The organism is Streptomyces sp. NPDC054765, from assembly GCF_053612065.1.
The window spans coordinates 202,641-229,422 of sequence record NZ_JBSHBP010000004.1; the positions used below are offsets into that span (position 1 = coordinate 202,641).

Below are 26,782 nucleotides of genomic sequence, written 5' to 3' on the forward strand. Positions count from 1 at the left end.
GCTGATACTGGAGGGGTTATGGAAACCGTCATCCTTGCCGTAGTCATCGCCGTGGTCGTGCTCGGCGCGATCAGCGGGCTCGTCGTCAGTGGCCGCAAGAAAAAGCAGCTGCCGCCGTCCCCGCCGGCTGCCCCGAAGCCCTCCGCCACCGCGCCCCCCGCCGAACCGCAGGTCGGCGAGGAGGCCGAGACCCCCCGCGACGAAGAGCGTCGCACCATCGAAGAAGTCACGCTGCCCACCGCCGAGGCCCCCGTGGCCGAGGTGCCGGCCGCCGAGCCCGAGGCGCCCGCCGCGCCCGAGATCGAGATCCCCGAGCCCACCGCGGGACGACTGGTCCGGCTGCGCGCCCGGCTCTCCCGCTCGCAGAACACCCTGGGCAAGGGGCTGCTGACCCTGCTCTCCCGCGAACATCTCGACGAGGAGACCTGGGAGGAAATCGAGGACACCCTGCTGACCGCCGATGTCGGCGTCGCCCCCACCCAGGAGCTGGTAGAGCGGCTGCGGGAGCGGGTCAAGGTCCTCGGCACCCGTACGCCCGAGGGGCTGCGTGAACTGCTGCGCGAGGAACTCCTCACCCTCATCGGCACGGACGCCGACCGCACCGTGCACACCGACAACGGCATCGGCAACGGCGGCGACGAGATCCCCGGCGTCGTCATGGTCGTCGGCGTCAACGGCACCGGCAAGACCACCACCACCGGCAAGCTCGCCCGGGTGCTGGTCGCCGACGGCAAGTCCGTGGTCCTCGGCGCGGCCGACACCTTCCGTGCCGCGGCCGCCGACCAGCTGCAGACCTGGGGCGAGCGGGTCGGTGCCCGCACCGTCCGCGGGCCCGAAGGCGGTGACCCCGCCTCGATCGCCTTCGACGCCGTGAAGGAAGGCATCGCCGAAACCGCCGATGTCGTCCTCATCGACACCGCGGGCCGGCTGCACACCAAGACCGGGCTGATGGACGAGCTCGGCAAGGTCAAGCGGGTCGTCGAGAAGCACGGCCCGGTCGGCGAGGTGCTGCTCGTCCTGGACGCCACCACCGGCCAGAACGGCCTGGTCCAGGCCCGGGTGTTCGCCGAGGTCGTGGACATCACCGGTGTGGTGCTCACCAAGCTCGACGGCACCGCCAAGGGCGGCATCATCGTCGCCGTCCAGCGTGAACTCGGCGTCCCCGTCAAGCTCGTCGGCCTGGGCGAGGGCGCGGACGACCTGGCGCCGTTCGAGCCGGAGGCCTTCGTCGACGCCCTGATCGACTGAGGCCGCCGTCGGGGCGTCACGCCCGGACGGTTATCGGCCCCCGGGCCCGCACCTGGCGGGTACCGGGGGCCGACGTCTTGTCCCCTTCTCCATGCGGCACATCCAGGAGTTCCCCATGCGGCACACCCGGAAGTTGTCGTCGAAGGTCACGCCCACATCAGCAGGGATGCGAGGGTGACGGCCGCCTGACACGTCTACGGTCCTCCGTCACGTCGTCGCAGAGTGTGCCGGGGGCTCGTTCCGCATGGCGCGTGACACGGCCCCTGGTGCCGGCCGACTCCACGATCGTGCGGGCCCGCCAGCACGCCGCCGGTGCCCGGACAGACCTCCTGTGATGCCCAGACCTCCTGCGGTGCCTACGCCTCCTGCGGTGCCTACGCCTCCTGTGGTGCCTACGCCTCCTGTGGTGCCTACGCGATGTCGCGGCCCGTGAGCCCTACGGCCGGGAAGCGGGAAACGAGGCGCCCGGACTCAGACCGCCGAGCGGTTGCACACATACGCCAGGGTGCCCAGCACCAGCCGCGCCTGCGGCGGCCGGGCCGCGGTGTCCGGCGTCGGCGGGCGCAGCCAGCGCATCGGGCCGTGGCCGCCGAGGTCGGAGGGGGGCGCGGTGATGTGGTCGCCGGGGCCCAGGGAGCGCAGGTCGAGCGTGGCGTCGTCCCAGCCCATCCGGTAGAGCAGATCGGGGAGTTCCTTGGCCGTGCCGGGGGCGACGAAGAACAGCGCACGGCCGGTCGGGGTCAGCGCGGCCGGGCCGAGCGGCAGACCCATCCGCTCCAGGCGCGCCAGGGCGTTGCGGCCCGCGGCCTGCGGCACGTCGAGGATGTCGAACGACCGGCCCACCGGGAGGAGCAGCGCGGCGCCCGGTGTCTCCGCCCAGGCCGCGGCGACCGCCTCCCAGGTGGTCCCGGCCGCTAACTCCTCCGCGAAGGCCAGCGGATGAGCACCGGGGGAGGGGCAGTCGTCGGTGCCGCACGAGCAGTCCGGACGCCCGCTGCCCGCGCGCACCGCCCTCGCACCGGGGACGACATCCCAGCCCCACAGACCGGTGTACTCCGTCACCGCAGTGATTTCGGTCGAGCGGGCGCGGCGCCGGGAGCTGGAACGCATCTCTCGGATGCCGCCGATCGTGAAGCCCATGCCCCCTCCAACGGGTGGTACGTGCCAGTGGTTACGAGTCGGCGGGTTGACGACGTGATGTCTTCACGCTCCGTCGCCGGCCCGCGGTGCCGGTGGTGTGAGGTGGTGTGCCGGGTGGTGCGGTGCGCCGTGTGAGCCCTTGCGCGCTTCGCTCCGCCCGGCCTTGCTCGACCTGTGTCAAGTCAATCGCGAGAGCCTGGCGGGGAGTTCATACGAAGGGGTGGCGAATGGTGGCGTTTCGGCAATCGGCCTCGCGTGAGACGTGATCGTAGGATTACTTTCGGTGCACGAACCCCGAAGAGGCATCCTTCGCACGGGTATGCCGGTGGCAACGCACCGGTCGAGCACAGGCCAAAAGGTGTGGCCAGAATCCGTGGTCGGGTAGATGTACCCCGGACAGGCGTCGCAACGTACGGCAGCCTGGGGACGGTTCGCAGCACGCAGCACGCAGCACGCAGCACGCAGCACGCAGCACGCAGCAGGCTTCAAGGCAGCTATCGGGATGGGGGCTTCCAGTGGGAGGCAACGGCGGCACGGGCGGCACCGACGCTGCCAAACAACCCAACGCACAGCTGGGTTCGTGGTTCATGCGCAGCGGCTGGTCCAAGGGGGAGCTGGCGCGGCAGGTCAACCGCCGGGCACGCCAGATGGGCGCGCACCACATCAGCACGGACACCTCGCGGGTGCGCCGCTGGCTCGACGGTGAGCAGCCGCGCGAGCCCATTCCGCGGATCCTGTCCGAGCTGTTCTCCGAGCGCTTCGGCTGTGTGGTCGGCATCGAGGAACTGGGGCTGCGCTCCGGGCACCAGTCCCCGTCCGTCTCCGGAGTGGACCTGCCCTGGGCCGGGGCCCAAACGGTCAGCCTCATCAGCGAGTTCTCGCGCAGTGACCTGATGCTGGCGCGCCGCGGCTTCCTGGGCACCTCTCTCGCCCTCGCCGCCGGTCCCAGCCTCATCGAGCCGATGCAGCGCTGGCTGGTCCCGGTGCCCGCGGGCCAGGGAGGCGCGGAGGAGCAGCCCGACCGGGCCCGGCGTCCCGCGCGGCTGTCCAAACCGGAGCTGGATCTGCTGGAGTCGACGACCGCGATGTTCCGCCAGTGGGACGCGCAGTGCGGCGGCGGGCTGCGGCGCAAGGCGGTGGTCGGCCAGCTTCACGAGGTCACCGACCTCCTCCAGGAGCCGCAGCCGGCGGCGGTCGCCAAGCGGCTGTTCAAGGTCGCCGCCGAACTCGCCGAACTCGCCGGCTGGATGAGTTACGACATCGGGCTGCAGCCCACCGCGCAGAAGTACTTCGTGCTGGCGCTGCATGCGTCCAAGGAGGCCGGCGACCGGCCCCTGGGCTCGTACATCCTCTCCAGCATGAGCCGGCAGATGATCCACCTCGGCCGGCCCGACGATGCGCTGGAGCTCATCCATCTGGCCCAGTACGGCAGTCGTGAATCGGCCACCCCCCGTACCCAGGCCATGTTGTATGCGATGGAGGCCCGCGCCTACGCCGGAATGGGCCAGCCCAGCAAGGTCAAGCGGGCCGTCCGGATGGCCGAGGACACCTTCTCCGACGTCCTGCCCGGCGAGCCCGAACCGGACTGGATCCGCTTCTTCTCCGAGGCCGAGCTGAACGCCGAGAACGCCCACTCCTACCGCGACCTCGCCTATGTCGCCGGCCGCAGCCCTACCTACGCCTCGCTCGCCGAGCCCGTCATGGAACGCGCCGTGGAGCTGTTCGGCCAGGACCCCGAGCACCAGCGTTCGTATGCCCTCAACCTCATCGGGATGGCCACCGTGCATCTGCTGCAGAAGGAGCCGGAGGCCTGCGCGGCGATGGCGCAGCAGGCGATCCCGTTCGCCCGGCAGGTCCGCTCGGAGCGGGTCAACACCCGGCTGCGCAAGACGGTGGACACCGCGGCCCGGGAATTCGGCGGTGTCGCCGAGGTGATCCGGCTCAGCGACGAGCTCACCCGCCAACTGCCCGAATCAGCGGCGGCCGTCTGACGGCACGTCCCACGAACTCCGGCCACGGCCGCCGCCCCGTACAGCCCGACTCGGCTCCCCCATGCCAGGTCACGCGGGCGGCAGCCGTGGCCGGGCCTGCTTTTGCGTCTGAGCCGGCGCCTGAGCCGACGTCTGAGCCGGCGCCGCTGTCGCGGAGGTGGCCGGGCGCCGCGGGGTTGCTCCATGGGTGGTTTCGGTGGGTTGAACGGGTGGTGGCGGGCTGATCCGGCAGTTCATCGGGGCGTAACACGGGGGTCGTCTTCGTCACTGGGGTGAAACACCCGCAAGGTTTGGCCGAAACCACGCTGCGACAACCTCATCGCGAAGTCGGCCCACCAGAAACACGCCCGCACGGGCCGCATCGACGACGAGGAGACGCCGATGCCCCCAGGCATCCTGACGCTTGCAGCAGACAAGGTGACGCTCAGCCCGGCCAACACCGGGTTCATGCTGATCTGCTCCGCACTGGTGATGGTCATGACCCCCGGGCTCGCCTTCTTCTACGGGGGCATGGTCCGGGTCAAGAGCGTGCTCAACATGCTGATGATGAGCTTCATCAGCCTGGGCATCGTCACGATCCTGTGGGTCCTGTACGGCTTCGGGCTCGCCTTCGGCAACGACAACGGCGGCTTCATCGGCTGGAACGGCAACTTCGCGGGCCTCAGTGGCATCGGCCTGACCGAGCTGTGGGGCGCCAGCAGCATCCCGGTCTATGTCTTCGCGGTCTTCCAGCTGATGTTCGCGGTCATCACGCCCGCGCTGATCAGCGGTGCGCTCGCCGACCGGGTGAAGTTCACCGCCTGGGCGGTCTTCATCGCCCTGTGGGTCACCGTCGTCTACTTCCCCGTCGCCCACTGGGTGTGGGCCGAGGGCGGCTGGCTCTTCCGGCTGGGGGTCATCGACTTCGCCGGCGGTACGGCCGTGCACATCAACGCCGGTGCCGCGGCGCTCGGCGTGATCCTCGTCGTCGGCAAGCGCATCGGCTTCAAGAAGGACCCGATGCGGCCGCACAGCCTGCCGCTGGTGATGCTCGGCGCCGGACTGCTGTGGTTCGGCTGGTTCGGCTTCAACGCCGGCTCCTGGCTCGGCAACGACGACGGCATCGGCGCGGTCGCCTTCGTCAACACCCAGGTCGCCACCGCCGCCGCGATGCTCGGCTGGCTGGCCTACGAGAAGATCCGGCACGGCTCGTTCACCACGCTCGGCGCCGCCTCCGGAGCGGTCGCCGGGCTCGTCGCGATCACCCCGGCCTGCGGCGCGGTCAGCCCGCTGGGCGCCATCGCGGTGGGCGTGATCGCCGGTGTGCTGTGCGCCATGGCCGTCAATCTCAAATACAGGTTCGGCTACGACGACTCCCTCGATGTCATCGGCGTCCACCTCGTCGGCGGTGTCGTCGGCTCGCTGCTGATCGGCCTGTTCGCCACCGGCGGGGTGCAGAGCAAGGCCAAGGGCCTGTTCTACGGCGGCGGCTTCGAACAGCTCGGCAAACAGGCCGTCGGGGTGGTCTGCGTGCTGCTGTACTCCCTGGTCGTCTCGTACGTCCTTGCCAAGCTCATCGACCTGGTGATGGGCTTCCGGGTCGGCGAGGACGAGGAGGTCGCCGGCATCGACCAGGCCGCGCACGCGGAGACCGCGTACGACTTCACCGGCGCGGGCGGTGGCACGGTCGGCCGCAAGGGACCGGCACTCGGCGAGGCCCTGACAAAGAAGGTGGAAGCGTGAAGCTCATCACGGCAGTAATCAAGCCGCACCGGCTGGACGAGGTGAAGGACGCCCTGCAGTCATTCGGTGTGCACGGTCTGACGCTCACCGAGGCCAGCGGCTACGGCAGGCAGCGCGGGCACACGGAGGTGTACCGCGGCGCCGAGTACACCGTCGACCTGGTGCCGAAGATCCGCATCGAGGTGCTGGTCGAGGACGCCGACGCCGAGGAGCTGATGGATGTGGTCGTCAAGGCTGCCCGCACCGGCAAGATCGGCGACGGGAAGGTGTGGAGCATCCCCGTCGACGACGCGGTACGGGTGCGGACCGGGGAACGGGGACCGGACGCACTGTGACGGCACCACGGCCGTGGCGCGGCTCCGGTCCCGGTGCGGCATCCGCCGCCGGGCCGGAGCGGACGCCCGGGGCGACGGATGGCCGTCCGCCCCGCAGCGGCCCAGACTGAAGGGGCGGGAACGGCGGGCCGCAGGGAACGCCGGGCGGGGCAGCCAGTGACGGCGGGGGACAACACGACCGAGGAGCGCGCGACTTGACGGACAGCGTCGAGGAAACGGCAGGACCGGACGGAGCACCGGGCCCGGGATCCGGGCCTCCGCCCGCCCCGGACGGCGGCTATCCCGCGGCCCGGCTGCGGCTCCTCCAGGACGAGGCGGCCATCGGACCCGACCGCCGCGCCGCCCTCGCCCGGCTGACGGATGACTGGCTGGCCGGGCTGCTGACCCGGCACGCCACCGCCGCCGGCCTCACCGGCACCGCCCTGGTGGCCGTCGGCGGCTACGGCCGCGGCGAGCTCTCCCCGCGCAGCGACCTCGACCTGCTCCTGCTGCACGACGGCCGCGCCGACACCGGGGCCCTCGCCGCGCTCGCCGACCACCTCTGGTACCCCGTCTGGGACCTCGGCCTCGACCTCGACCACTCCGTACGCACCCCCGCCGAGGCCCGAAAAGCGGCCCGTGACGACCTGAAGGTGCAACTGGGGCTGCTCGACGCCCGCCATCTGGCCGGCGACGTGGAACTGACCGGCGCGCTGCGCACCGCCGCCTACGCCGACTGGCGCGAGAGCGCCCCCAAGCGGCTCCCGGAACTCCACGACCTGTGCCAGGAGCGCGCCGAGCGGCAGGGCGAACTCCAATACCTCCTCGAACCCGACCTCAAGGAGGCCAGGGGCGGGCTGCGGGACGCGACCGCGCTCCGTGCGGTCGCCGCCTCCTGGCTCGCCGACGCCCCGCGCGGCGGCCTGGAAGCCGCCCGCACCCGTCTGCTCGACACCCGCGACGCGCTCCACCTCACGACCGGCCGCGCCACCGACCGGCTCGCCCTCCAGGAACAGGACCAGGTCGCCGGCGCCCTCGGCGTCCTCGACGCGGACGCCCTGCTGCGGCAGACCTACGAAGCCGCCCGCACCATCTCCTACGCGGCCGATATCACCTGGCGCGAGGTCGGCCGGGTGCTGCGCGCCCGCTCCGTCAAACCCATGCTGCGCGGGCTGCTGCACGGCCGGACCGCGGGCAGGGGCGAGCGCTCCCCGCTCGCCGAGGGCGTCGTCGAACTCGACGGCGAGGCGGTGCTGGCCCGTACGGCACGCCCCGAGCGGGACCCGGTGCTGGTGCTGCGCGCCGCGGCCGCCGCCGCCCAGGCCGGGCTGCCGCTGGCCACCCACGCCATCCGCCGCTGCGCCACGGCCACCGCCGCCCGGCCACTGCCCGTGCCGTGGCCCGCCGAGGCCCGCGAGCAGCTGGTGACGCTGCTGGGCGCGGGCAGCCACGCCGTGCCCGTATGGGAGGCCCTGGAGGCCGAGGGCGTCATCACGCGGCTGCTGCCCGACTGGGAGCGCGTCCGCTGCCGCCCCCAGCGCAACCCGGTCCACACCTGGACGGTGGACCGCCATCTCGTCGAGACCGCCGTACGGGCCTGCGCGCTGACCCGCCGGGTGCACCGCCCCGATCTGCTGCTGGTCGCCGCCCTGCTGCACGACATCGGCAAGGGCTGGCCCGGCGACCACTCGGTGGCCGGCGAGACCATCGCCCACGACATGGCGGCCCGGCTCGGCTTCGGCGCCCGCGACACCGCGGTGATCGCCACCCTCGTACGGCACCATCTGCTGCTCATCGAGACCGCCACCCGGCGCGATCTGGACGACCCGGCGACCGTCGGCGCGGTCGCCGAGGCCGTCGGCAGCACCGGCACCCTGGAGCTGCTGCACGCCCTGACCGAGGCCGATGCCCTGGCCACCGGGCCCGCCGCCTGGAGCACCTGGCGCGGCGGACTCGTCGCCGACCTGGTCAAACGGGTCGCCGCACGGCTCGCGGGGGAGCCGCACACAGAGGTACGCGGCGCCGATGAGCCGACCGCGGAGCAGGAGCGGCTGGCGGCCGAGGCCCGGCGCACCGGCGGCCCGGTCCTGGCACTGCACGCCCGCACCGAAGCCCCCACCGAAGCCGGGGACGGGTCCCAAACGCCCGCCCAGGCACCGGTCGGGGTGGAGCTGCTCATCGCCGTACCCGCCCACCGGCCGCCCGGCCGCCCCCCGACGAGCCCGGCGGGCACCGGGTCGAGGGGCGTCCTGCCCGCCGCGGCCGGTGTGCTGGCCCTGCACCGGCTCACCGTCCGCGCCGCCGACCTGCTGCTGCTCGACCCCGTCGACGAAGGTCCGGTCCTGCTGCTGAGCTGGCGGGTGGCCGCCGAATACGGCTCGCTGCCGCGCGCCGACCGGCTGCGCGCCGACCTGGTCCGCGCCCTGGACGGCTCCCTCGACATCCCCGCCCGTCTCGCCGAGCGCGAACGCGCCTACGCCCGCCGTGCGCGTGCGGTGCTCGCCCCGCCGCCCCGGGTCAGCGTGGCCCCCGGCAGCTCCCGCACCGCGACCGTCATCGAGGTCCGCGCCCAGGACGCCCACGGTCTGCTGCACCGCATCGGCCGCGCCCTGGAGAAAGCCGGTGTCGCCGTCCGCAGCGCCCACATCAGCACGCTGGGCGCGAATGCGGTGGATGCGTTCTACGTCACCGGGACGGACGGGGAGCCCCTGACCGACGACGCGGCCCACGAGGTGGCGGCGGCCGTGGAGCGCGCCCTGCAGTAGCCGCGGGGGAACAGGGCGGGACCGGTGCGCTTGCGCAGCCGGATACCCTGGAACCCGACTGGACCCCGCCCCCGACCCCGAGGATCGACGACCGCCGTGTTCGATACGCTTTCCGACCGCTTGGCGAGTACTTTCAAAAACCTCCGGGGCAAGGGCCGCCTGAGTGAGGCGGACATCGACGCCACAGCGCGCGAGATCCGTATCGCGCTGCTCGAGGCCGATGTCGCCCTCCCCGTGGTCCGCGCCTTCATCAAGCGGGTCAAGGAGCGCGCCGCCGGCTCCGAGGTCTCCCAGGCGCTGAACCCCGCCCAGCAGGTCATCAAGATCGTCAACGAGGAGCTCATCGGCATCCTCGGCGGCGAGACCCGCCGGCTGCGGTTCGCCAAGACCCCGCCGACCGTGATCATGCTGGCCGGTCTGCAGGGTGCCGGTAAGACCACTCTCGCCGGAAAGCTCGGCCGCTGGCTCAAGACGCAGGGTCACGCCCCGCTGCTGGTCGCCTGTGACCTCCAGCGCCCCAACGCCGTCAACCAGCTGCAGGTCGTCTCGGAGCGCGCGGATGTCGCGTTCTACGGCCCCGAGCCCGGCAACGGCGTCGGCAACCCGGTCCAGGTCGCCAAGGACTCCATCGAGTACGCGCGGACCAAGCAGCACGACGTCGTCATCGTCGACACCGCCGGCCGCCTGGGCATCGACCAGGAGCTGATGCAGCAGGCCGCGGACATCCGTGACGCGGTCAGCCCCGACGAGGTCCTCTTCGTCGTCGACGCGATGATCGGTCAGGACGCGGTCAACACCGCCGAGGCGTTCCGCGACGGCGTCGGCTTCGACGGTGTGGTGCTCTCCAAGCTCGACGGTGACGCCCGCGGTGGTGCCGCGCTGTCCATCGCGCACGTCACCGGCAAGCAGGTCATGTTCGCCTCCAACGGCGAGAAGCTGGACGACTTCGACGCGTTCCACCCGGACCGCATGGCGTCGCGCATCCTCGGCATGGGCGACATGCTCTCGCTCATCGAGAAGGCCGAGCAGACCTTCAGCCAGGCCGAGGCCGAGAAGATGGCGGCCAAGCTGGCGAAGGGCCCCAAGGAGTTCACCCTCGACGACTTCCTGGCCCAGATGGAGCAGGTCCGCAAGATGGGCTCCATCTCCAAGCTGCTCGGCATGCTGCCCGGCATGGGGCAGATGAAGGACCAGATCAACAACCTCGACGAGCGCGAGGTCGACCGTACGGCCGCCATCATCAAGTCGATGACCCCGGCCGAGCGCCACGAGCCGACGATCATCAACGGCTCGCGCCGGGCCCGGATCGCCAAGGGCTCCGGTGTCGACGTCAGCGCGGTCAAGGGCCTGGTCGAGCGGTTCTTCGAGGCCCGCAAGATGATGTCCAAGATGGCCCAGGGCGGCGGCATGCCCGGCATGCCGGGGATGCCTGGCATGGGCGGCGGTGCTCGTAAGAAGAAGCAGATCAAGCAGGCCAAGGGCAAGCGCAAGAGCGGTAACCCGATGAAGCGCAAGGCCGACGAGGAGGCCGCGGCCGCGCGCCGCGAGGCCGCCCAGTCCGGCAACCCGCTGGGACTGCCCCAGGGCGGCCAGGACCCGCAGAACTTCGAACTCCCCGAGGAATTCAAGAAGTTCATGGGCTGAGTCCCCGCAACTGCGGCGCGCGAGCCCCCGACCGCCTCGGGCGGTCGGGGGCTCGCCCTTTTCCCGGGGCGGACCGGATACTGCCGGGCTGCCGCCGGACGCCCACCCCGGGCCTTGCCGCCGGCCCGCTACTCCCTCGTCCGCACTACCTCGTCCGCGCGATCAGATAGCGGAAGACGTTCGGCATCCACACCGTTCCGTCCGCCCGCTGATACGGATGCAACGCCTCCGCGAGCTCTTTCTCCACCTGGTGCTGCTCGGCCGCCTCCAGCGCCGCATCGAACAGCCCCGTCGACAGCAGCCCCCGCACCGCGCTCCCCGGATCCGCATACCCGAACGGGCAGGACACCCGCCCCGAACCATCGGGCCGCAGCCCGGCCCGCTCCGCCAGCTCCTCCAGATCGTCCCGGCCGCTGGGCCGCCATCCGGCGCTGCCCACGAGGCAGTCGCCCGAAGGGCCGGTCAGTCGCCGCGCCACCCGCAGCACCCCGACCGTGGCACACCGCTCCACGGGCCCCCAGCCGCCCAGCACCACCGCGCTGCCGCGCTCCGACAGCCCGGCCGCCGCGGTGAGCGACGCCGTCAGCCCCTCGACCGTGCTCACACAGCCCACCGGGTGGAACGCCGTGACCACATTGAACGCGGCATCCCCGGGCGCCGCGTCCTCCAGACCGCCGCTGACCAGCCGGGTGTGCTCCGGCATACCGTCCGGCGTGAGCCGTTCCCGCGCCAGCTCCAGCCGGGACTCGTCCGCGTCCACCCCGCTGACCTGCGCACCGCGCGCCGCCGCGAGCAGCAGCGCCAGCCCGGAGCCGCAGCCCAGCCCCAGCAGACGGGTACCGGGGCCGATCCCCAGGCGGTCGTACGCCGCTTCGTACAGCGGCACCAGCATCCGCTCCTGGATCTCGGCCCAGTCACGGGTGCGCGCCCGTGACCGGGCCGGGACGGGCGGGTCGTCGCAGCGCATGGATCCGGAGTGCGGAAGCTGGTGCCGCACGAGCGTGGGTGACATCGATAGCGCCCCTATTCGCCGAGAACCCGAAGCTGTTCCGTACCGATCGCCCCCGTGTTCGCGCGTGGTGCGCCCCCGCGATCCAGACAACTGCGCATTCGTCCGGGCGTCCAGGGGATGCGCCGGGGTTGTCTCCCGCGCGCCCCCGTGTGCGCCGGGCCCGCTCCCTGGAGCGCCGTTCCAGGGTGCCCCGGCCGGCGTCGTTCCGCCACGGCAGCGCCCGCCGCCCGGACGCCTCCCGCGCCCCGGGTACCGCGCGGCCGGCCGCCCCCACCGGCCCCTACGGTGGGATACGAGCCGGTGCGGGCGGGCACAGGTGCTCCCCGTACGATCGCCGCGGTGATCATCGCCGCCGATACGACCGGCTACGCCATGCGGCGTACGCGGGGATACGTACCGGCTTGAGGGCCGCTGGGCGCCTTCTGCGCAGATCTGCGCACCCCACCCTCGGCACGACTCATGACCGGAAACTGACTGGTACGTGCAAATTATTTGGGATGGCCCGGAATCGGAACACTGGGCAACCCCGGCTCGTTGTCACGACGTGAGCACGACACCGCCTGTCCTCGCCGCCGAACTGGCGCTCGCCTGGGCCGATATTCAACGGCACCACCCCGAGCTGCCGGACCTGGCCGCGCCCGAGTCCCTGATCGGAGAGTCCTCGTCCGCCTGCGGCGCCGAACTCTCCTTCGAACGGCTGCTCCATGAGGCAGTCCACGGCATTGCCGCCGCCCGCGGCGTCCGCGACACCTCCCGCGCAGGCCGCTACCACAACCGCCGCTTCCTGGCGATCGCCGAGGAACTGGGCCTCGACCATGCCGACGAGCCGCACCCCAGCAGCGGCTTCTCCCTGGTCACGCTCAACCCCGAGGCCAGACGGCGCTACCGCCCCACCATCGAACGACTGGCCAGAGCCCTCAAGGCGCACACCGCCGCTACCGCCACGGACACCGCCCGCAGCTTCCGGGGCCCGGCCGCCCGGCACGGCTCCTCCGGAGGCGGCGTCCGCGTCAAGGCCGTCTGCGACTGCGGCCGCAACGTCCGCGTCGTGCCCTCCGTGCTCGCCCAGGCGCCGATCGTCTGCGGCGGCTGCGGAAAGCCCTTCCGGATTCCCGAGGTGGCCGCGGTCGGCTGACCCATGGGCGTGTGGCACAATGGCTAGCTGTACTCGACAGTCGCACAGGACCCCTCTCTCCTCCGGCTGACGCGTCCATCGGGCACCCCGAGTACCGCAACCCCACGTGGCATCCCGTTGTGCCCCACCACGTCAAGACCAGGAGACACCACTTCCGTGGCAGTCAAGATCAAGCTGAAGCGTCTGGGCAAGATCCGCGCGCCTCACTACCGCATCGTCATCGCCGACTCCCGTACCCGCCGTGACGGCCGGGCCATCGAGGAGATCGGCCTGTACCACCCGGTGCAGAACCCCTCGCGCATCGAGGTCGACTCCGAGCGTGTCCAGTACTGGCTGGGTGTCGGCGCACAGCCGACCGAGCCCGTCATGGCCATCCTCAAGGTCACCGGCGACTGGCAGAAGTTCAAGGGTCTGCCCGCCCCGGCTCCGATGAAGGTCGCCGAACCGAAGGCCGACAAGCGCGCCCTCTTCGAGGCCGCCGCGAAGGACTCCGGCAACGAGCCGAAGGGTGAGGCCATCACCCCGAAGGCGAAGAAGGCTGACAAGAAGGCGGACGAGGCTGCGGCCGAGTCCACCTCCGAGTCGACCGAGGCCTGAGCATGCTCGAGGAAGCCCTCGAGCACCTCGTCAAGGGCATCGTCGACAACCCCGACGACGTGCAGGTAGCCTCGCGCACCCTGCGCCGCGGGCGCGTGCTCGAGGTCCGGGTCCACCCCGACGACCTCGGCAAGGTGATCGGCCGTAACGGCCGTACCGCCCGTGCCCTGCGGACCGTCGTGGGCGCCATCGGCGGCCGTGGCATCCGCGTCGACCTCGTCGACGTGGACCAGGTCCGCTGACAAGTTGAACACCGGCTCGGGCCGGGGAGGGCCCTCGGGCCGTCCCCGGCCCGAGTTCGTTGGCGAGCGTGGATCCACGCTCACCACCATCAATGGAGAAACCACGACGGTCCTCGGCCACCTCGCGAAAGCGGCGGCGGTTCGGCCGCAAAAAGGGGAGACAACAGCGTGCAGTTGGTAGTGGCACGGATCGGCCGCGCCCACGGCATCAAGGGCGAGGTCACGGTAGAGGTACGCACCGACGAGCCCGAACTGCGGCTCGGCCCGGGAGCCGTCCTCGCCACCGAACCGTCCTCCGTCGGACCGCTGACCATCACGGCCGGCCGGGTGCACAGCGGCCGGCTGTTGCTGCGCTTCGAGGGCGTCGCGGACCGCACGGCCGCCGAGGCGCTGCGCAACACCCTGCTCATCGCGGAGGTCGACCCCGAGGAAGTCCCCGAGGACCCCGAGGAGTTCTACGACCACCAGCTGATCGACCTCGACGTCGTCACCCGTGACGGCACCGCCGTCGGCCGGATCACCGAGATCTCCCATCTGCCCTACCAGGATCTGCTGGTCGTCCAGCGGCCCGACGGCGGCGAGGTGTTGATCCCGTTCGTCGCCGAGATCGTCCCGGAGATCGACCTGGAGGAGCAGCGCGCGGTCATCGACCCGCCGCCCGGACTCCTCGACGACAGCCAGGCCGAGGTTGCCTCCAGCCGCGAGGACAGCTGATGCGGCTCGATGTCGTCACGATCTTCCCCGAATACCTCGAACCGCTGAACGTCTCCCTCGTCGGCAAGGCCCGCGCCCGCGGACAGCTCGATGTGCGCATCCACGACCTGCGGGAATGGGCGTACGACAAGCACAACACCGTCGACGACACCCCCTACGGCGGCGGCCCGGGGATGGTCATGAAGCCCGAGCCGTGGGGCGAGGCGCTCGATGAGATCCTCGCGTCCGGCGAGGGCGAACCGGTGATCGTGGTCCCCACCCCGAGTGGCGCCCCCTTCACCCAGCAGCTGGCCGTCGAACTCTCCGCCAAGCCCTGGCTGGTGTTCACCCCGGCCCGCTACGAAGGCATCGACCGCCGTGTCATCGAGGAGTACGGCGACCGCGTCGACGTCCGCGAGGTCTCCATCGGCGACTACGTCCTGGCCGGCGGCGAGGCACCGGTGCTGGTCATGGTCGAGGCGGTGGCACGGCTGCTGCCCGGCGTCCTCGGCAACGCCGCCTCCCACCAGGACGACTCCTTCGCCCCCGGCGCGATGGCGGACCTCCTGGAGGGCCCCGTCTACACCAAGCCCCCCGAGTGGCGCGACCGTGGTATCCCCGAGGTGCTGCTCAGCGGCCACCACGGCAAGATCGCCCGCTGGCGCCGGGACGAGGCCTTCCGCCGCACCGACCGCAACCGCCCCGATCTGATCGAGCGCGCCGACCCCGCCGCGTTCGACAAACACGACCGCGCGATCCTGGCCGCTCTTGGCTGGTCACCGGGCGAGGACGGCCGATTTGGGCGGACGACCGGAGCCGTGGAAGAATAGGCCGCTGCTGTGTGCGTCCGGCGCGCGCCCCTGCCACAGGGGGAACGACGCCCGCCCGACGGAACGGCATCCGAAACATCATCCCGATATCCCGTTGATGACCTGTGGCATCAGCGAAGAAAGCAGTAGGTCATGCACCTTCTCGACTCCGTCGACGCCTCGTCGCTGCGCAGCGACATCCCGGCCTTCCGTCCGGGCGACACCGTCAACGTCCACGTCCGCGTCATCGAGGGCAACCGCTCCCGTGTGCAGCAGTTCAAGGGCGTTGTCATCCGCCGTCAGGGCGCCGGCGTGCGCGAGACCTTCACGGTCCGCAAGGTCAGCTTCTCCGTCGGCGTCGAGCGCACCTTCCCGGTGCACACCCCGATCGTCGAGAAGATCGAGGTCGTGACCCGCGGTGACGTCCGTCGCGCCAAGCTGTACTTCCTGCGCGAGCTCCGCGGCAAGGCCGCGAAGATCAAGGAGAAGCGCGACAACTGAGCCGGGCCGTCCCGGAGCACGATTTTTTGCACCGGGGCAACGCAAACCCACGCTCACGTACGGCGTCCGGATCCGGCCGGATAGGCTCAGGGCCCGATGGACACCGACGCACAGCTCACGGAGCGCGACCCCTCTCCCACCCCCGACCAGGGGCCGGAGCAGGGGTCGCGCTTCGCGCGTTTTCTCGGCCGCGCGGCCGGTCTGCGCTACCGGCCGGCCACGCTGCTCGCGCTCTGTCTGGCCTTTGTGCTGCTGCTCAGCGCCTTTGTCGCGCAGCCCTTCCTGATTCCCAGTTCCTCCATGGAGAACACCCTGCAGATCGGGGACCGGGTGCTGGTCAACAAGCTGGCGTACCGTTTCGGCAGCGAGCCGGCACGGGGCGATGTCGTCGTGTTCGACGGCACGGGGTCTTTCGTTCACAGGGAGCAGGGGGAGAATCCCGTCACGGGACTGCTGCGCGGAGCCGGCGCGGCGCTGGGCCTGGCCCGGCCCGCCGAGACCGACTACGTCAAGCGTGTGATCGGCATCGGCGGTGACCGTGTGACCTGCTGCGACAAACGGGGGCGGATCGAAGTGAACGGTGAGCCCGTGAACGAGGCGTATCTCCACCCCGGGGACACGCCGTCCTCGGTGGATTTCGACATCGTGGTGCCGGAGGGCAGGTTGTGGGTCATGGGGGATCACCGCGCCAGGTCGAGCGACTCCCGCGACCACCTCGGTGACCCCGGAGGCGGCACGGTCCCGGTGGACAAGGTCATCGGCCGCGCGGACCTGATCAGCTGGCCGACGAGCCGCTGGCGCACCTTCGAGCGCCCACGGTCCTTCGACCGGATACCGGCCGCGGCAGGCCCCCGTGGGTAGCCGCGGACGTCCCCGCCACGGGAACCAGGGCACCGCCCGGCCGGGTCGGGGCACCAAGGAGGCGGGGCGGGCCACCAGCAGCGCGTACGGAGGTTCGGGCGGGTACGGCGACCCTCAGGAAACCGGCGAGAGCGACAGCCTCCCGGCGGACCGGGCCGCGACCGGCAGGCGGGCCGGACGGTCCGGGACCGGGGGACGGGCCGAGCGGCGACGCCAGGCGCGGCGCATCAAACGCCGCAGGCAACGCTCCTACCTGAAGGAAATCCCCATCCTCGTCGGCGTGGCGCTGGCCATCGCCCTCGTGCTGAAGACCTTCCTCGTCCAGGCCTTCGTCATCCCGTCCGGCTCCATGGAGCAGACGATCAGGATCGGCGACCGGGTGCTGGTCGACAAGCTGACGCCGTGGTTCGGCTCCAAGCCGCAGCGCGGTGACGTGGTCGTCTTCAAGGATCCCGGCGGCTGGCTCAAGGGCGAGCAGAACAAGCCCGCCGACAACGGCGGCGCCTTCCAGCCGGTCAAGGACGCCATGACCTTCATCGGCCTGTTGCCGTCGGCCAATGAACAAGACCTGATCAAGCGGGTCGTGGCGGTCGGCGGCGACACCGTCAAATGCTGCGACGAACAGGGCAAGGTCACCGTCAACGGCACCCCGCTGACGGAACCGTACATCCATCCGGGCAATCCGCCGTCCACGCTGAAGTTCACGGTGACCGTCCCCACGGGGCGGATCTTCGTGATGGGCGACCACCGTTCCAACTCCGCGGATTCGCGCTTCCACCTGGACGAGCCGTACCGTGGCACGGTCTCGGAGGACGGTGTGGTGGGCCGGGCCGTGGTGATCGGCTGGCCGTTCAGCCACTGGCGGCGCCTGGAAGAGCCGGACACCTTTACGGCCGTGCACGACGCGCCGGGCGCCAAGGCGTCAGCGGCAGGCGGGCCGCATAGGCTGTCCACCGAGAGTTTGGCCGTACTCCCGACCCCTGCGGAACTCCCGCTCGTTATGGGAGTGGTGGGCCTGCGCCGGTTGACGGGCGGGCGAATGCGTGGAGTGAGGAGCAGATGTGGGGGACTTGGCGGTCGGCGCGCGGTCCGGAACCGAAGAGCCCGAAGAGCCGGCGGGGCGTGGTGAGACCGCGCGGCCGGCGACGAGTTCCGTGCATCAGTCACCAACTCGGCCGGGGTCAGGGGCGCAGGCACAGCGATCCGCCCCGGCGGAGCCTTCGGACGCGTCGGATACGTGGGACACGTCAGCGGGCGACGAGGTGAGCGGCGGTATGAAGAAGGCCAAGAAGCCGCGCGCCTTCTGGAAGGAGCTGCCGATTCTCATCGGCATCGCTCTGATCCTCGCGCTGCTGATCAAGACTTTCCTGGTGCAGGCGTTCTCGATCCCGTCCGACTCGATGCAGGACACCCTGCAGCGCGGGGACCGGGTGCTGGTCGACAAGCTGACGCCGTGGTTCGGCTCCAAGCCGCAGCGCGGCGAGGTCGTCGTCTTCCACGACCCGGGCGGCTGGCTGAACGAGACGCCGACCCCTGAGCCCAACCCCGTCCAGAAGGTCCTCAGCTTCATCGGTCTGATGCCCTCGGCCGAGGAGAAAGACCTGATCAAGCGGGTCATCGCGGTCGGCGGCGACACGGTCGAGTGCCACGGCACCGGCCCGGTCAAGGTCAATGGCAAGGCCCTCAAGGAAGACTCGTACGTCTTCCCCGGTGCCACCCCCTGCGGCGACCGGGCGTTCGGTCCGATCCATGTCCCCAAGGGCCGGATCTGGGTCATGGGCGACCATCGCGACGACTCCCTCGACTCCCGTTACCACCAGAACCTCAAGGGCAACGGCACGGTGTCGGAGAGCGAGGTCGTCGGCCGGGCGTTCACCATTGCCTGGCCCATCAACCGCTGGGCGACCCTGCCGGTGCCGGACACCTTCGACCAGCCCGGAATCAACAAGGCCATGGCGGCGGCCCCGGCCGCTCTGGGCCTGGCCGGCGCGGTACCGATCGTGATCTGGCGTCGCCGGAGGCTGACCGGAACACGTAACCCCAGGTAAGGTGCCGTCCCGGATCTTCGACGCGGGCCCGGTCCGCGGGGTGGGAGCGCTGGGATGAGCGGCAGTACGGAACGCAGGACCGACGGCCGCGGCCGGACGACGGGCAGTGTGCTGTCCGGTCTGGCCGTGGCCGTCGGCTGTGTGCTGTTCCTGGGCGGCTTCGTTTGGGCGGCGCTGATCTACCGCCCCTATACGGTGCCGACCGATTCGATGACGCCGACGATCGCGGTCGGGGCGCGGGTCCTGGCGGAGAAGGTGGACGGCTCCCAGATACGCCGCGGCGACATCGTCGTCTTCAAGGACTCCACGTGGGGCGATCTGCCGATGGTCAAGCGTGTCGTCGGCGTCGGTGGTGACAAGGTCTCCTGCTGCACCGAGCACGGCCGGCTGACCATCAACGGAACCCCCGTCGAGGAACCGTATCTGCAGGGCAGCGGGCCCGCCTCACCCATCGGTTTCAAGGCCACTGTCCCCAGCGGGAAGCTCTTCCTGCTCGGCGACCACCGCAGCGACTCCATGGACTCCCGCGTCCACCTCACCGACGGCGACCACGGCTCCGTACCGCGCAGCGCCGTCGATGCCCGGGTCGACGCCCGCGCCTGGCCGCTCGGAAGCGTCGGCGTGATGCAGCGCCCGGCGGCCTTCTCCGCCCTCCCCGGCGGCACCTCACAGCCCGGCCCGGTACAGCCCATCACCCTCGCAGTGATCGCGGGCGCGGTCCTCATCCTCCTCGGCGCGGCCTACGGGCCCCTCGCCCGGCGCACGGCGCGCAAGCGTGCCTGAGAGGCCGGGGCGGGGCGCCGAGGAGCCTGCCGCGATCCGAGGGGCGGCGGCCGGGGAACAGCCCGGCGAGGGCTGCCCCGACGCCGCGCTACCGGCCGAGGGCCCTGCGGCCCCCGACGGGCGAGCCGGAGCGCCGGGGGCAGCGGGCGGTGAGGCGCCAGAGGCGACCGTGGTGCGCCGGGTCTCCCGCGTCGTGCTCCTCGACCCCGACGACCGGATCCTGCTGCTCCATGGATTCGAACCGGACCGCCCCACCGACAGGTGGTGGTTCACCCCGGGCGGTGGCCTGGAAGGCACAGAGACCCGCGACGAGGCGGCCCGCCGCGAGCTTGCCGAGGAGACCGGCATCACCGATGCCGTCCTCGGGCCGGTCCTGTGGAAGCGCCGCTGCGCCTTCCCGTTCGACGGACGCCGCTGGGAACAGGACGAGTGGTATTACCTGGGACGAACCGACCGGACTGCCACCGATACCGGCGGGCAGACCCAGCTGGAGCGACGCAGCGTCTCGGGACTGAGGTGGTGGACTTCGGAGGAACTGTCCGCCTCGCATGAGACGGTGTATCCCACCAGACTCGCCGAGCTGCTGCGCGCGCTGCTCGACGAAGGGCCCCCCGATGCGCCAGTGCTCCTGGAGACCGAGCGGGTCTGACGCACAATAGGGGCACGCACGGCTGAAGGGGATCTGCCATGAGCGCCGAGGACCTCGAGAAGTACGAGACCGAGATGGAGCTGAAGCTCTACCGGGAGTACCGCGACGTCGTCGGGCTGTTCAAATATGTGATCGAGACCGAGCGGCGCTTCTACCTCACCAACGATTACGAGATGCAGGTGCACTCGGTCCAGGGAGAGGTGTTCTTCGAGGTGTCGATGGCCGACGCCTGGGTCTGGGACATGTACCGCCCGGCCCGCTTCGTCAAGCAGGTGCGCGTCCTCACGTTCAAGGACGTGAACATCGAGGAGCTGAACAAGAGCGATCTGGATCTTCCGGGGAGCTGAGGCGGCCGGAGCCGGCGGGGCGGCGAGGCCCCGGGACTGCCCTCCGTCACCCGGACGGGTGGGCGAGTTGTCCACAACCGGCCCACTGTCCACCAAGATCCAATAGATCTGGGCGGGAGCGTCACAGTCGGTGCCGGAGGTGGTACCGCATGAACGCCATGCAGGCCGGCCGCAGGGCCGGGAACGACGCACAGATCGCGGGGCGGGCGCGCAGGACGCGCCCAGGAACGCCGCCCACAGGGCACAAGCCGCCCGCGGCGAGGCGGACGGCCGCCCCACCGGCAGCAGCCTCCAGGGCTGCAGCAGCCCCCAGGCCGCCGGCCGTCCAGCAGGCGGCAGCACAGCCGTCGGCTGCCGATTCGACGACTGTCCGGCCGTCGGCTGCAGATCCGACGACTGTCCGGCCGTCGGCTGCCGATCCGACCACCGCCGAGCCGGCGCACTCCGGCCCGGCAGTGGCCCATCGGTCCGGCATCCGGCGACGCGCCCTCGGCCGCTACGGCGAGGACCTGGCCGCCCGGCGGCTCATCGAGGCCGGGATGCGGATCCTGGACCGCAACTGGCGCTGCCGCGACGGAGAGATCGACATCGTCGCGGCCGATGGCGATGCCGTCGTGGTCTGCGAGGTCAAGACCCGCCGCGCCGGCTGGTACGAACACCCCATGGCGGCCGTACGCCCCGAGAAAACCGCCCGGCTGCGGCTGCTGGCGGAACGCTGGCTGGAACGACACGGCGGCCCACCGCCCGGCGGCGTACGGATCGATGTGATCGGCGTCCTGCTGCCGGCCCGTGGCGCCCCGGTCGTCCAGCACGCGAGGGGGGTGGCCTGATGGGATTCGCCCGGACCTGCTCCGTCGCCCTGGTCGGCGTCGAAGGCGTCGTCGTCGAGGTCCAGGCGGACCTGGAACCCGGCGTCGCGGCCTTCACCCTCGTCGGGCTGCCCGACAAGAGCCTCATCGAGTCCCGAGAGCGGGTACGGGCCGCGGTGGTGAACTCCGGCGCCGAATGGCCGCAGAAAAAGCTCACCGTCGGCCTCAGCCCCGCCTCCGTGCCCAAGAGCGGCAGCGGATTCGACCTGGCGGTGGCCTGCGCGGTCCTCGGCGCCGCCGAACGCCTGGACCCCCGCGAACTCACCGACCTGATGATGATCGGCGAACTGGGCCTGGACGGCCGCGTCCGCCCCGTACGCGGAGTGCTGCCCGCCGTACTGGCCGCCGCCGACGCCGGATACCGCCAGGTCGTCGTCCCGGACCAGACCGCCGCCGAAGCCTCGCTGGTCCCTGGCATCTCGGTCCTCGGCGTCCGCAGCCTGCGCCAGCTCATCGCCGTCCTCGCCGACGAACCGGTGCCCGACGAGGAAGATCCCCGCGAAGAAGGAGGCCCCGACCCGCTGCTCGCCGGGCTGGTCGTGCCCGGCACCGGCGTCAGCGCGGGGCTGCCACCCGGGGACCACACACCCGACCTCGCGGACGTCGCCGGCCAGCACAGCGCCCGCCGCGCCCTGGAAGTAGCCGCCGCCGGACGCCACCACATCTTCTTCAAAGGCCCGCCCGGCGCCGGCAAGACCATGCTCGCCGAACGCCTCCCGGGCCTCTTGCCGCCGCTGTCCCCCAAGGAATCCCTGGAGGTCACCGCCGTCCACTCGGTGGCCGGCACCCTCCCGCCCGGACAGCCTCTCGTCCACCGGCCGCCCTACTGCGCCCCGCACCACTCCGCCACCATGGCATCCCTCGTCGGCGGCGGCACCGGACTGCCCCGCCCCGGAGCCGTATCCCTGGCCCATCACGGCGTGCTGTTCGTGGACGAGGCGGCCGAATGCAGCCCACGTGTCCTGGACGCACTGCGCCAGCCACTGGAATCCGGCCATGTCGTCGTCGCCCGTGCGGCGGGCATGATGCGGATGCCCGCCCGCTTCCTCCTCGCGCTCGCCGCCAACCCCTGCCCGTGCGGGCGGCACGGCACCGCCGGCGGAGGCTGCGAGTGCCGCCCGTCCTCCATCCGCCGCTACCGTGCCCGGCTCTCCGGACCCCTGATGGACCGGGTGGACCTCCGGATCGCCGTGGAGCCGGTCGCCCGCGCCGAACTGATCGCCCTCGGCCGCGGCGCCGAATCCACCGCGGCCGTGGCCGCCCGCGTACACGCCGCCCGTGAACGTGCCGCGGCCCGCCTCGCCGGCACACCATGGCAGACCAACAGCGAGGTACCCGGCCATGAACTGCGCACCCGCTGGCAGGTCCACCCCGGCGCCCTCGCCCCCGCCGAACGTGACTTCGAATGCGGCCTCCTCACGGCCCGCGGCTTCGACCGCGTCCTGCGCGTCGCCTGGACAGCCGCCGATCTGTCCGGCCGCGACCGCCCCACCAGCGAAGACGTCAGCTGGGCCCTCGAACTGCGCACCGGCGTACGCCGCGGCGCGCTGACGACGGTGGGCGCGGGCGAAAGCAAGCGCACAACGGCGACGACCGCGGCGTCGCCGCACGGGCAGGTGTGAGCAGTGACCGGAATCGACGCATGGGGCTTTGCCACGGGTGCACCGGACACGGCCACGGACGACCGGGCCCGTGGACACGTTCCGACAGCTGAACCAAGCGATGCCACGCATACGACGGCCGATCCACACCCCGTCAACCCGGTGGCAACCGACCGGGGATCCCCTCACCGCCGGGGAGACGAACCGCAGCGCATCGCCCGCGCGGCCCTCACCCGCATCCTCGAACCAGGCGATGAAACCGCCGGCCGCTGGCTGCGCGAGAGGGGCCCGGTGGACCTGTGGCGCACCCTGTCGGACGACAACGCGGACCTGCCCGAGGGCGCAACCCCGGCCAAGATCGCGGGCCTGCGCCTCCGAGCCGGCCGGGCCCGCCCCGCCGCGGACCTCGACGCCGTCACCGCGCTCGGCGGCCGGTTCCTCTGCCCCGGTGACGACGAATGGCCAGGCCAGCTCGACGACCTCGGTGACGCCCGCCCCGTCGGCCTGTGGGTGCGCGGGGCAGCCGACCTCAGACTGTGGGCGTTGCGCTCCGTCGCCGTCGTCGGCGCCCGAGCCTGTACCGAATACGGCGCCCACCTCGCCACCACCCTCGGCGCCGGACTCGCCGACCGCGGCTGGACCGTTGTCTCGGGAGCCGCCTACGGCGTCGACGGCGCCGCCCATCGCGGGGCACTGGCCGCGGACGGCGCGACCATCGCCGTCATGGCCTCGGGCATCGACCACGCCTACCCGCGCGGCCATACCGAGTTGATCGGCCGGATCGCCGAACAGGGCCTGGTGGTCGCCGAGTTACCTCCCGGCGACCACCCCACCCGCAGCCGCTTCATCCAGCGCAACCGCGTCATCGCGGCACTCACCAGAGGCACCGTCGTCGTCGAGGCGGAGCTTCGCAGCGGCTCCCTGGTCACCGCCCGGCGAGCGCTGGCCCTCGGGCGCTTCACGATGGGCACGCCGGGCCCGGTCACCAGCGGCCTGTCCGCCGGTGTGCATCAACTCCTGCGCGGCGAGGCCGCGGTGGTCACCGACGCCGACGAGGTCATCGAACTCGTCGGCAGCATCGGCGACCTCGCCCCCGAGAAGCACGGGCGGACCCGCATCCGCGACCTCCTGGACCCTGTCGCGAGCCGCGTCCTCGAGGCGCTGCCCGCGCGCGGCAGCGCGGACACCGGCCAACTGGCGCAGGAAGCCGGCACGCCCCGCGACGTCACCCAGAGCAAACTCTTCGAGCTGCTGTCCCTCGGATTCGTTCAAAGGTGCGGTGATCGCTGGGAGTTGGCGCGACGCGCCGAGACGGCCGAGGGTTCCCGGCGAGGCGGTACTTGACCTGGGGCGAACGGGTGAAAGGGTGAGGGGAATGACCGCAGAGTCCAGGTTTGCCGTGCTTCGGGGCACGGGCCCGATCCGTGGGGAGACGGTGATGTGGCACAGGGGATGCGCGAGGCCCCGTCCGCCGTGTCACCGCGTCCGTCCGCACGGCCCTCCGGGGGTCCGCACCCGGCCCCGTGTCCGGGTGTCGCCATGCCGTACGAGGTAACCCTGAGGTGCGGGCAGCGGAACGTATCTGCGCACGCCCGAACCTGCCATCCTCGCGCACCGCGACGCTTCGGTCACGCTACGCTCACAGGCAAAATCAACCCACATACATCCATCCACCCGCGTCTCGGCAGAACGGCTCAAGGCGACGAATGCCCCAGCACACCTCCGGGTCTGACCGTGCGGCTGTACCACCCGCCGCGCGCGGCAGCGTGCGCCCCGCCCCGCCCACCTCGCTCGACGAGTTGTGGCGCTCGTACAAGGCATCGGGCGACGGGCGGTTGCGGGAACAGCTGATCCTGCACTACTCGCCGCTGGTCAAGTACGTCGCCGGCCGCGTCAGCGTCGGCCTGCCCCCGAACGTCGAACAGGCCGACTTCGTCTCCTCCGGGGTCTTCGGACTGATCGACGCGATCGAGAAGTTCGAGCCCGAACGCTCCATCAAGTTCGAGACGTACGCCATCACCCGAATCCGCGGCGCAATGATCGACGAGCTGCGTGCGCTCGACTGGATCCCGCGCTCCGTACGACAGAAGGCCCGCGCCGTCGAACGCGCCTACGCCACCCTCGAAGCGCAACTGCGCCGCACCCCGTCCGAGGCCGAGGTCGCCGAGGAGATGGGCATCGCGCTGGAGGAACTCCACGGTGTGTTCAGCCAGCTCTCCCTGGCGAACGTGGTGGCGCTGGAAGAGCTGCTGCACGTCGGCGGTGAGGGGGGTGAACGGCTGAGCCTGATGGACACCCTCGAGGACACGGCCGCCGAGAACCCCGTGGAGATCGCCGAAGGCCGTGAACTGCGGCGGCTGCTCGCGCGTGCCATCAACACCCTCCCCGAACGCGAGAAGACCGTGGTCACGCTCTACTACTACGAAGGCCTCACGCTCGCCGAGATCGGCAATGTCCTCGGCGTCACGGAGAGCAGAGTCAGCCAGATTCACACCAAGTCCGTACTCCAGCTGCGGGCGAAGCTCGCTGACGTCGGACGCTGAGTCGCTCTGCGGACGCCGGGTCTTCCTGCACGCCGTGTCGCCATGCGGAGTGCCACGACGGGCACGCCATCCGTAGAGTGGGGAGGTGCCCAGGATTCGAGCGGCCTCCGTGGCCGAGCACCGGACGATGCAGCGTGGCGCCCTCTTGGACGCCGCCCGCACCCTGCTGTCCGAAGGCGGAACGGAAGCACTGACCTTCCCCGCCCTCGCCGAGCGCACGGGCCTCGCGCGCTCCTCCGTATACGAGTACTTCCGCTCGCGCGCCGCCGTCGTCGAGGAGCTGTGTGCCGTCGACTTCCCGGTCTGGGCCGCTGAGGTGGAAACGGCGATGCAGCGCGTCGACACGCCCGAGGAGAAGGTCGAGGCGTATGTGCGCCGGCAACTCGCCCTGGTCGGCGACCGGCGCCACCGTGCCGTCGTCGCCATTTCGGCCGGCGAGCTGGACGCCGCTGCACGCGAGAAGATCCGCGCGGCGCACGGCGGGCTGATCGCCATGATCGTTGAGGCGCTCGCCGCCCTCGGCCATGCGCAGCCCCGCCTTGCGGCCATGCTCCTCCAAGGGGTCGTCGACGCCGCTGTCCGCCGCATCGAACTCGGCGCCGCAGAAGACCCGGACGAGATCACGGAGGCAGCGGTCGCGATGACCCTCCGCGGCGTCCGCGGCTGACGGGGCCCTCCCCCCGTCCCCCCCCGTCCCCCCGCCCCACCCCACCTCCACCACCCCGAACACTCGTTGGCCACGCAGCACGCAGCACGCAGCACGCAGCACGCAGCACGCAGCACGCAGCACGCAGCACGCAGCACGCAGCACCCAGCACCCAGCACCCAGCACGTGACCCAGCTTGTTGGCGGCCTCGGTGCGGGGGGGGCCTCTATGTCCTGTGTCAAGGCACCCCTGTCGGGTTTGGGGTGGTTCGGGGTCGCTGGGGTTATGCGGCGAGCTCGACGTCCTTGGGGGTGCGGGGTTCGTAGAAGGTGCCGTCTCGGAGCATGGCGAACAGGACGCTGATGCGTTGGCGGGCGAGGCGGAGGAGGGCCTGGGTGTGGGTTTTGCCGCGGGCGCGTTGCTTGTCGTAGTAGGCGCGGGAGGCGGGATCGGCGTTCATGCAGGCGAAGGCGGACAGGAACATGGCCCGTTTGAGCTGCCGGTTGCCGCCGCGGGGTGCGTGTTCACCGTGGATCGAGGTTCCCGACGACTTCGTGGTGGGGGCGAGTCCGGCGTAGGAGGCGAGGTGGGCGGCGGTGGGGAAGCTGGTGCCGTCGCCGAC

Annotated in this window: 26 protein-coding genes; 23 read left to right on the forward strand and 3 right to left on the reverse strand. The window is 71.4% G+C overall.

What is annotated here, in order from left to right:
* Positions 1–18 precede the first annotated feature (18 nt).
* The gene (gene ftsY, locus ACWGJY_RS04915) at positions 19–1,248 is read left to right on the forward strand and encodes a signal recognition particle-docking protein FtsY (RefSeq protein WP_453259372.1); all 1,230 of its coding nucleotides are present in this window, start codon (positions 19–21) and stop codon (positions 1,246–1,248) included.
* Between the two features lie 471 nt (positions 1,249–1,719).
* Here the strand turns inward: ftsY and ACWGJY_RS04920 are convergent, their stop codons facing one another.
* Positions 1,720–2,388, reverse strand: a complete 669-nt coding sequence (locus ACWGJY_RS04920) for a bifunctional DNA primase/polymerase (protein WP_453259373.1) — start codon at positions 2,386–2,388, stop codon at positions 1,720–1,722.
* 515 nt (positions 2,389–2,903) lie between these two features.
* Between ACWGJY_RS04920 and nsdA the strand changes: the two genes are divergently transcribed.
* From nsdA to ffh, 5 genes are all read left to right on the forward strand, one after another.
* Positions 2,904–4,379, forward strand: coding sequence for a transcriptional repressor NsdA (nsdA, locus tag ACWGJY_RS04925; RefSeq protein ID WP_453259374.1), 1,476 nt, complete (start codon positions 2,904–2,906; stop codon positions 4,377–4,379).
* A gap of 381 nt (positions 4,380–4,760) precedes the next feature.
* On the forward strand, positions 4,761–6,101 hold the full coding sequence (locus tag ACWGJY_RS04930) for an ammonium transporter (RefSeq protein WP_453259375.1): 1,341 nt from the start codon (positions 4,761–4,763) through the stop codon (positions 6,099–6,101).
* Positions 6,098–6,436 (forward strand): P-II family nitrogen regulator, encoded by a 339-nt coding sequence (locus ACWGJY_RS04935; protein ID WP_453259376.1) that lies wholly within the window; start codon positions 6,098–6,100, stop codon positions 6,434–6,436. The genes ACWGJY_RS04930 and ACWGJY_RS04935 overlap by 4 nt, the downstream gene beginning before the upstream one ends.
* Positions 6,437–6,630: 194 nt before the next feature.
* Entirely contained in the window at positions 6,631–9,180 is a 2,550-nt protein-coding gene (locus ACWGJY_RS04940; RefSeq protein ID WP_453259377.1) for a [protein-PII] uridylyltransferase, read from the forward strand.
* 96 nt (positions 9,181–9,276) lie between these two features.
* Positions 9,277–10,824, forward strand: coding sequence for a signal recognition particle protein (ffh, locus tag ACWGJY_RS04945; RefSeq protein ID WP_453259378.1), 1,548 nt, complete (start codon positions 9,277–9,279; stop codon positions 10,822–10,824).
* Positions 10,825–10,969: 145 nt separating this feature from the next.
* On the opposite strand, the gene ACWGJY_RS04950 is transcribed toward ffh, so the two are convergent.
* Positions 10,970–11,836: a methyltransferase domain-containing protein gene (locus tag ACWGJY_RS04950; protein ID WP_453259379.1), complete on the reverse strand. Its 867-nt coding sequence runs from the start codon at positions 11,834–11,836 to the stop codon at positions 10,970–10,972.
* 544 nt (positions 11,837–12,380) lie between these two features.
* On the opposite strand from ACWGJY_RS04950, the gene ACWGJY_RS04955 reads away from it, so the two are divergent.
* From ACWGJY_RS04955 to ACWGJY_RS05035, 17 genes are all read left to right on the forward strand, one after another.
* Positions 12,381–12,971: a hypothetical protein gene (locus ACWGJY_RS04955; protein WP_453259380.1), complete on the forward strand. Its 591-nt coding sequence runs from the start codon at positions 12,381–12,383 to the stop codon at positions 12,969–12,971.
* 156 nt (positions 12,972–13,127) lie between these two features.
* Positions 13,128–13,568 (forward strand): 30S ribosomal protein S16, encoded by a 441-nt coding sequence (rpsP, locus tag ACWGJY_RS04960; RefSeq protein WP_030080385.1) that lies wholly within the window; start codon positions 13,128–13,130, stop codon positions 13,566–13,568.
* A 2-nt stretch (positions 13,569–13,570) separates the two neighbouring features.
* Positions 13,571–13,810: an RNA-binding protein gene (locus ACWGJY_RS04965; protein WP_003980229.1), complete on the forward strand. Its 240-nt coding sequence runs from the start codon at positions 13,571–13,573 to the stop codon at positions 13,808–13,810.
* Positions 13,811–13,978: 168 nt separating this feature from the next.
* On the forward strand, positions 13,979–14,524 hold the full coding sequence (rimM, locus tag ACWGJY_RS04970) for a ribosome maturation factor RimM (RefSeq protein WP_453259381.1): 546 nt from the start codon (positions 13,979–13,981) through the stop codon (positions 14,522–14,524).
* A complete protein-coding gene (trmD, locus tag ACWGJY_RS04975; RefSeq protein ID WP_453259382.1) occupies positions 14,524–15,333 on the forward strand; it encodes a tRNA (guanosine(37)-N1)-methyltransferase TrmD in 810 nt (269 codons plus the stop codon). The genes rimM and trmD overlap by 1 nt, the downstream gene beginning before the upstream one ends.
* Before the next feature lie 132 nt (positions 15,334–15,465).
* Positions 15,466–15,813, forward strand: coding sequence for a 50S ribosomal protein L19 (gene rplS, locus ACWGJY_RS04980; protein WP_086721202.1), 348 nt, complete (start codon positions 15,466–15,468; stop codon positions 15,811–15,813).
* 96 nt (positions 15,814–15,909) lie between these two features.
* Positions 15,910–16,674 carry a signal peptidase I gene (gene lepB / locus ACWGJY_RS04985; protein WP_453259383.1) on the forward strand — a complete coding sequence of 255 codons (765 nt, stop codon included), beginning with the start codon at positions 15,910–15,912 and terminating at the stop codon, positions 16,672–16,674.
* The gene (gene lepB / locus ACWGJY_RS04990) at positions 16,667–17,803 is read left to right on the forward strand and encodes a signal peptidase I (RefSeq protein ID WP_453259384.1); all 1,137 of its coding nucleotides are present in this window, start codon (positions 16,667–16,669) and stop codon (positions 17,801–17,803) included. Before lepB (ACWGJY_RS04985) ends, lepB (ACWGJY_RS04990) begins: the two co-directional genes overlap by 8 nt.
* On the forward strand, positions 17,745–18,722 hold the full coding sequence (lepB, locus tag ACWGJY_RS04995) for a signal peptidase I (RefSeq protein WP_453259396.1): 978 nt from the start codon (positions 17,745–17,747) through the stop codon (positions 18,720–18,722). Before lepB (ACWGJY_RS04990) ends, lepB (ACWGJY_RS04995) begins: the two co-directional genes overlap by 59 nt.
* Positions 18,723–18,776: 54 nt before the next feature.
* The gene (gene lepB / locus ACWGJY_RS05000) at positions 18,777–19,505 is read left to right on the forward strand and encodes a signal peptidase I (protein WP_453259385.1); all 729 of its coding nucleotides are present in this window, start codon (positions 18,777–18,779) and stop codon (positions 19,503–19,505) included.
* A gap of 172 nt (positions 19,506–19,677) precedes the next feature.
* On the forward strand, positions 19,678–20,154 hold the full coding sequence (locus ACWGJY_RS05005; RefSeq protein WP_453259397.1) for an NUDIX hydrolase: 477 nt from the start codon (positions 19,678–19,680) through the stop codon (positions 20,152–20,154).
* 38 nt (positions 20,155–20,192) lie between these two features.
* Positions 20,193–20,501, forward strand: a complete 309-nt coding sequence (locus ACWGJY_RS05010) for a DUF2469 domain-containing protein (RefSeq protein WP_003980220.1) — start codon at positions 20,193–20,195, stop codon at positions 20,499–20,501.
* Between the two features lie 455 nt (positions 20,502–20,956).
* Positions 20,957–21,331, forward strand: a complete 375-nt coding sequence (locus tag ACWGJY_RS05015; protein WP_453259386.1) for a YraN family protein — start codon at positions 20,957–20,959, stop codon at positions 21,329–21,331.
* Positions 21,331–22,992 (forward strand): YifB family Mg chelatase-like AAA ATPase, encoded by a 1,662-nt coding sequence (locus ACWGJY_RS05020; protein ID WP_453259387.1) that lies wholly within the window; start codon positions 21,331–21,333, stop codon positions 22,990–22,992. Before ACWGJY_RS05015 ends, ACWGJY_RS05020 begins: the two co-directional genes overlap by 1 nt.
* A 141-nt stretch (positions 22,993–23,133) precedes the next feature.
* Positions 23,134–24,315, forward strand: coding sequence for a DNA-processing protein DprA (gene dprA / locus ACWGJY_RS05025; RefSeq protein ID WP_453259388.1), 1,182 nt, complete (start codon positions 23,134–23,136; stop codon positions 24,313–24,315).
* A gap of 362 nt (positions 24,316–24,677) precedes the next feature.
* A complete protein-coding gene (gene whiG / locus ACWGJY_RS05030; protein ID WP_453259389.1) occupies positions 24,678–25,514 on the forward strand; it encodes an RNA polymerase sigma factor WhiG in 837 nt (278 codons plus the stop codon).
* 127 nt (positions 25,515–25,641) lie between these two features.
* Entirely contained in the window at positions 25,642–26,181 is a 540-nt protein-coding gene (locus ACWGJY_RS05035; protein WP_453259398.1) for a TetR/AcrR family transcriptional regulator, read from the forward strand.
* Between the two features lie 262 nt (positions 26,182–26,443).
* On the opposite strand, the gene ACWGJY_RS05040 is transcribed toward ACWGJY_RS05035, so the two are convergent.
* Positions 26,444–26,782, reverse strand: a 339-nt coding sequence (locus tag ACWGJY_RS05040) for a transposase (protein ID WP_453259390.1), incomplete at its 5' end; no start/stop codon positions are given.

Coding starts and splice junctions, on each gene's coding strand:
- ftsY (WP_453259372.1), top strand. CDS start 19: ATGGAAACCGTCATCCTTGCCGTAGTCATCGCCGTGGTCGTGCTCGGC.
- ACWGJY_RS04920 (WP_453259373.1), bottom strand. CDS start 2,388: ATGGGCTTCACGATCGGCGGCATCCGAGAGATGCGTTCCAGCTCCCGG.
- ACWGJY_RS04930 (WP_453259375.1), top strand. CDS start 4,761: ATGCCCCCAGGCATCCTGACGCTTGCAGCAGACAAGGTGACGCTCAGC.
- ACWGJY_RS04950 (WP_453259379.1), bottom strand. CDS start 11,836: ATGTCACCCACGCTCGTGCGGCACCAGCTTCCGCACTCCGGATCCATG.
- ACWGJY_RS04965 (WP_003980229.1), top strand. CDS start 13,571: ATGCTCGAGGAAGCCCTCGAGCACCTCGTCAAGGGCATCGTCGACAAC.
- trmD (WP_453259382.1), top strand. CDS start 14,524: ATGCGGCTCGATGTCGTCACGATCTTCCCCGAATACCTCGAACCGCTG.
- rplS (WP_086721202.1), top strand. CDS start 15,466: ATGCACCTTCTCGACTCCGTCGACGCCTCGTCGCTGCGCAGCGACATC.
- lepB (WP_453259383.1), top strand. CDS start 15,910: ATGGACACCGACGCACAGCTCACGGAGCGCGACCCCTCTCCCACCCCC.
- lepB (WP_453259385.1), top strand. CDS start 18,777: ATGAGCGGCAGTACGGAACGCAGGACCGACGGCCGCGGCCGGACGACG.
- ACWGJY_RS05010 (WP_003980220.1), top strand. CDS start 20,193: ATGAGCGCCGAGGACCTCGAGAAGTACGAGACCGAGATGGAGCTGAAG.
- ACWGJY_RS05020 (WP_453259387.1), top strand. CDS start 21,331: ATGGGATTCGCCCGGACCTGCTCCGTCGCCCTGGTCGGCGTCGAAGGC.
- whiG (WP_453259389.1), top strand. CDS start 24,678: ATGCCCCAGCACACCTCCGGGTCTGACCGTGCGGCTGTACCACCCGCC.
- ACWGJY_RS05035 (WP_453259398.1), top strand. CDS start 25,642: ATGCAGCGTGGCGCCCTCTTGGACGCCGCCCGCACCCTGCTGTCCGAA.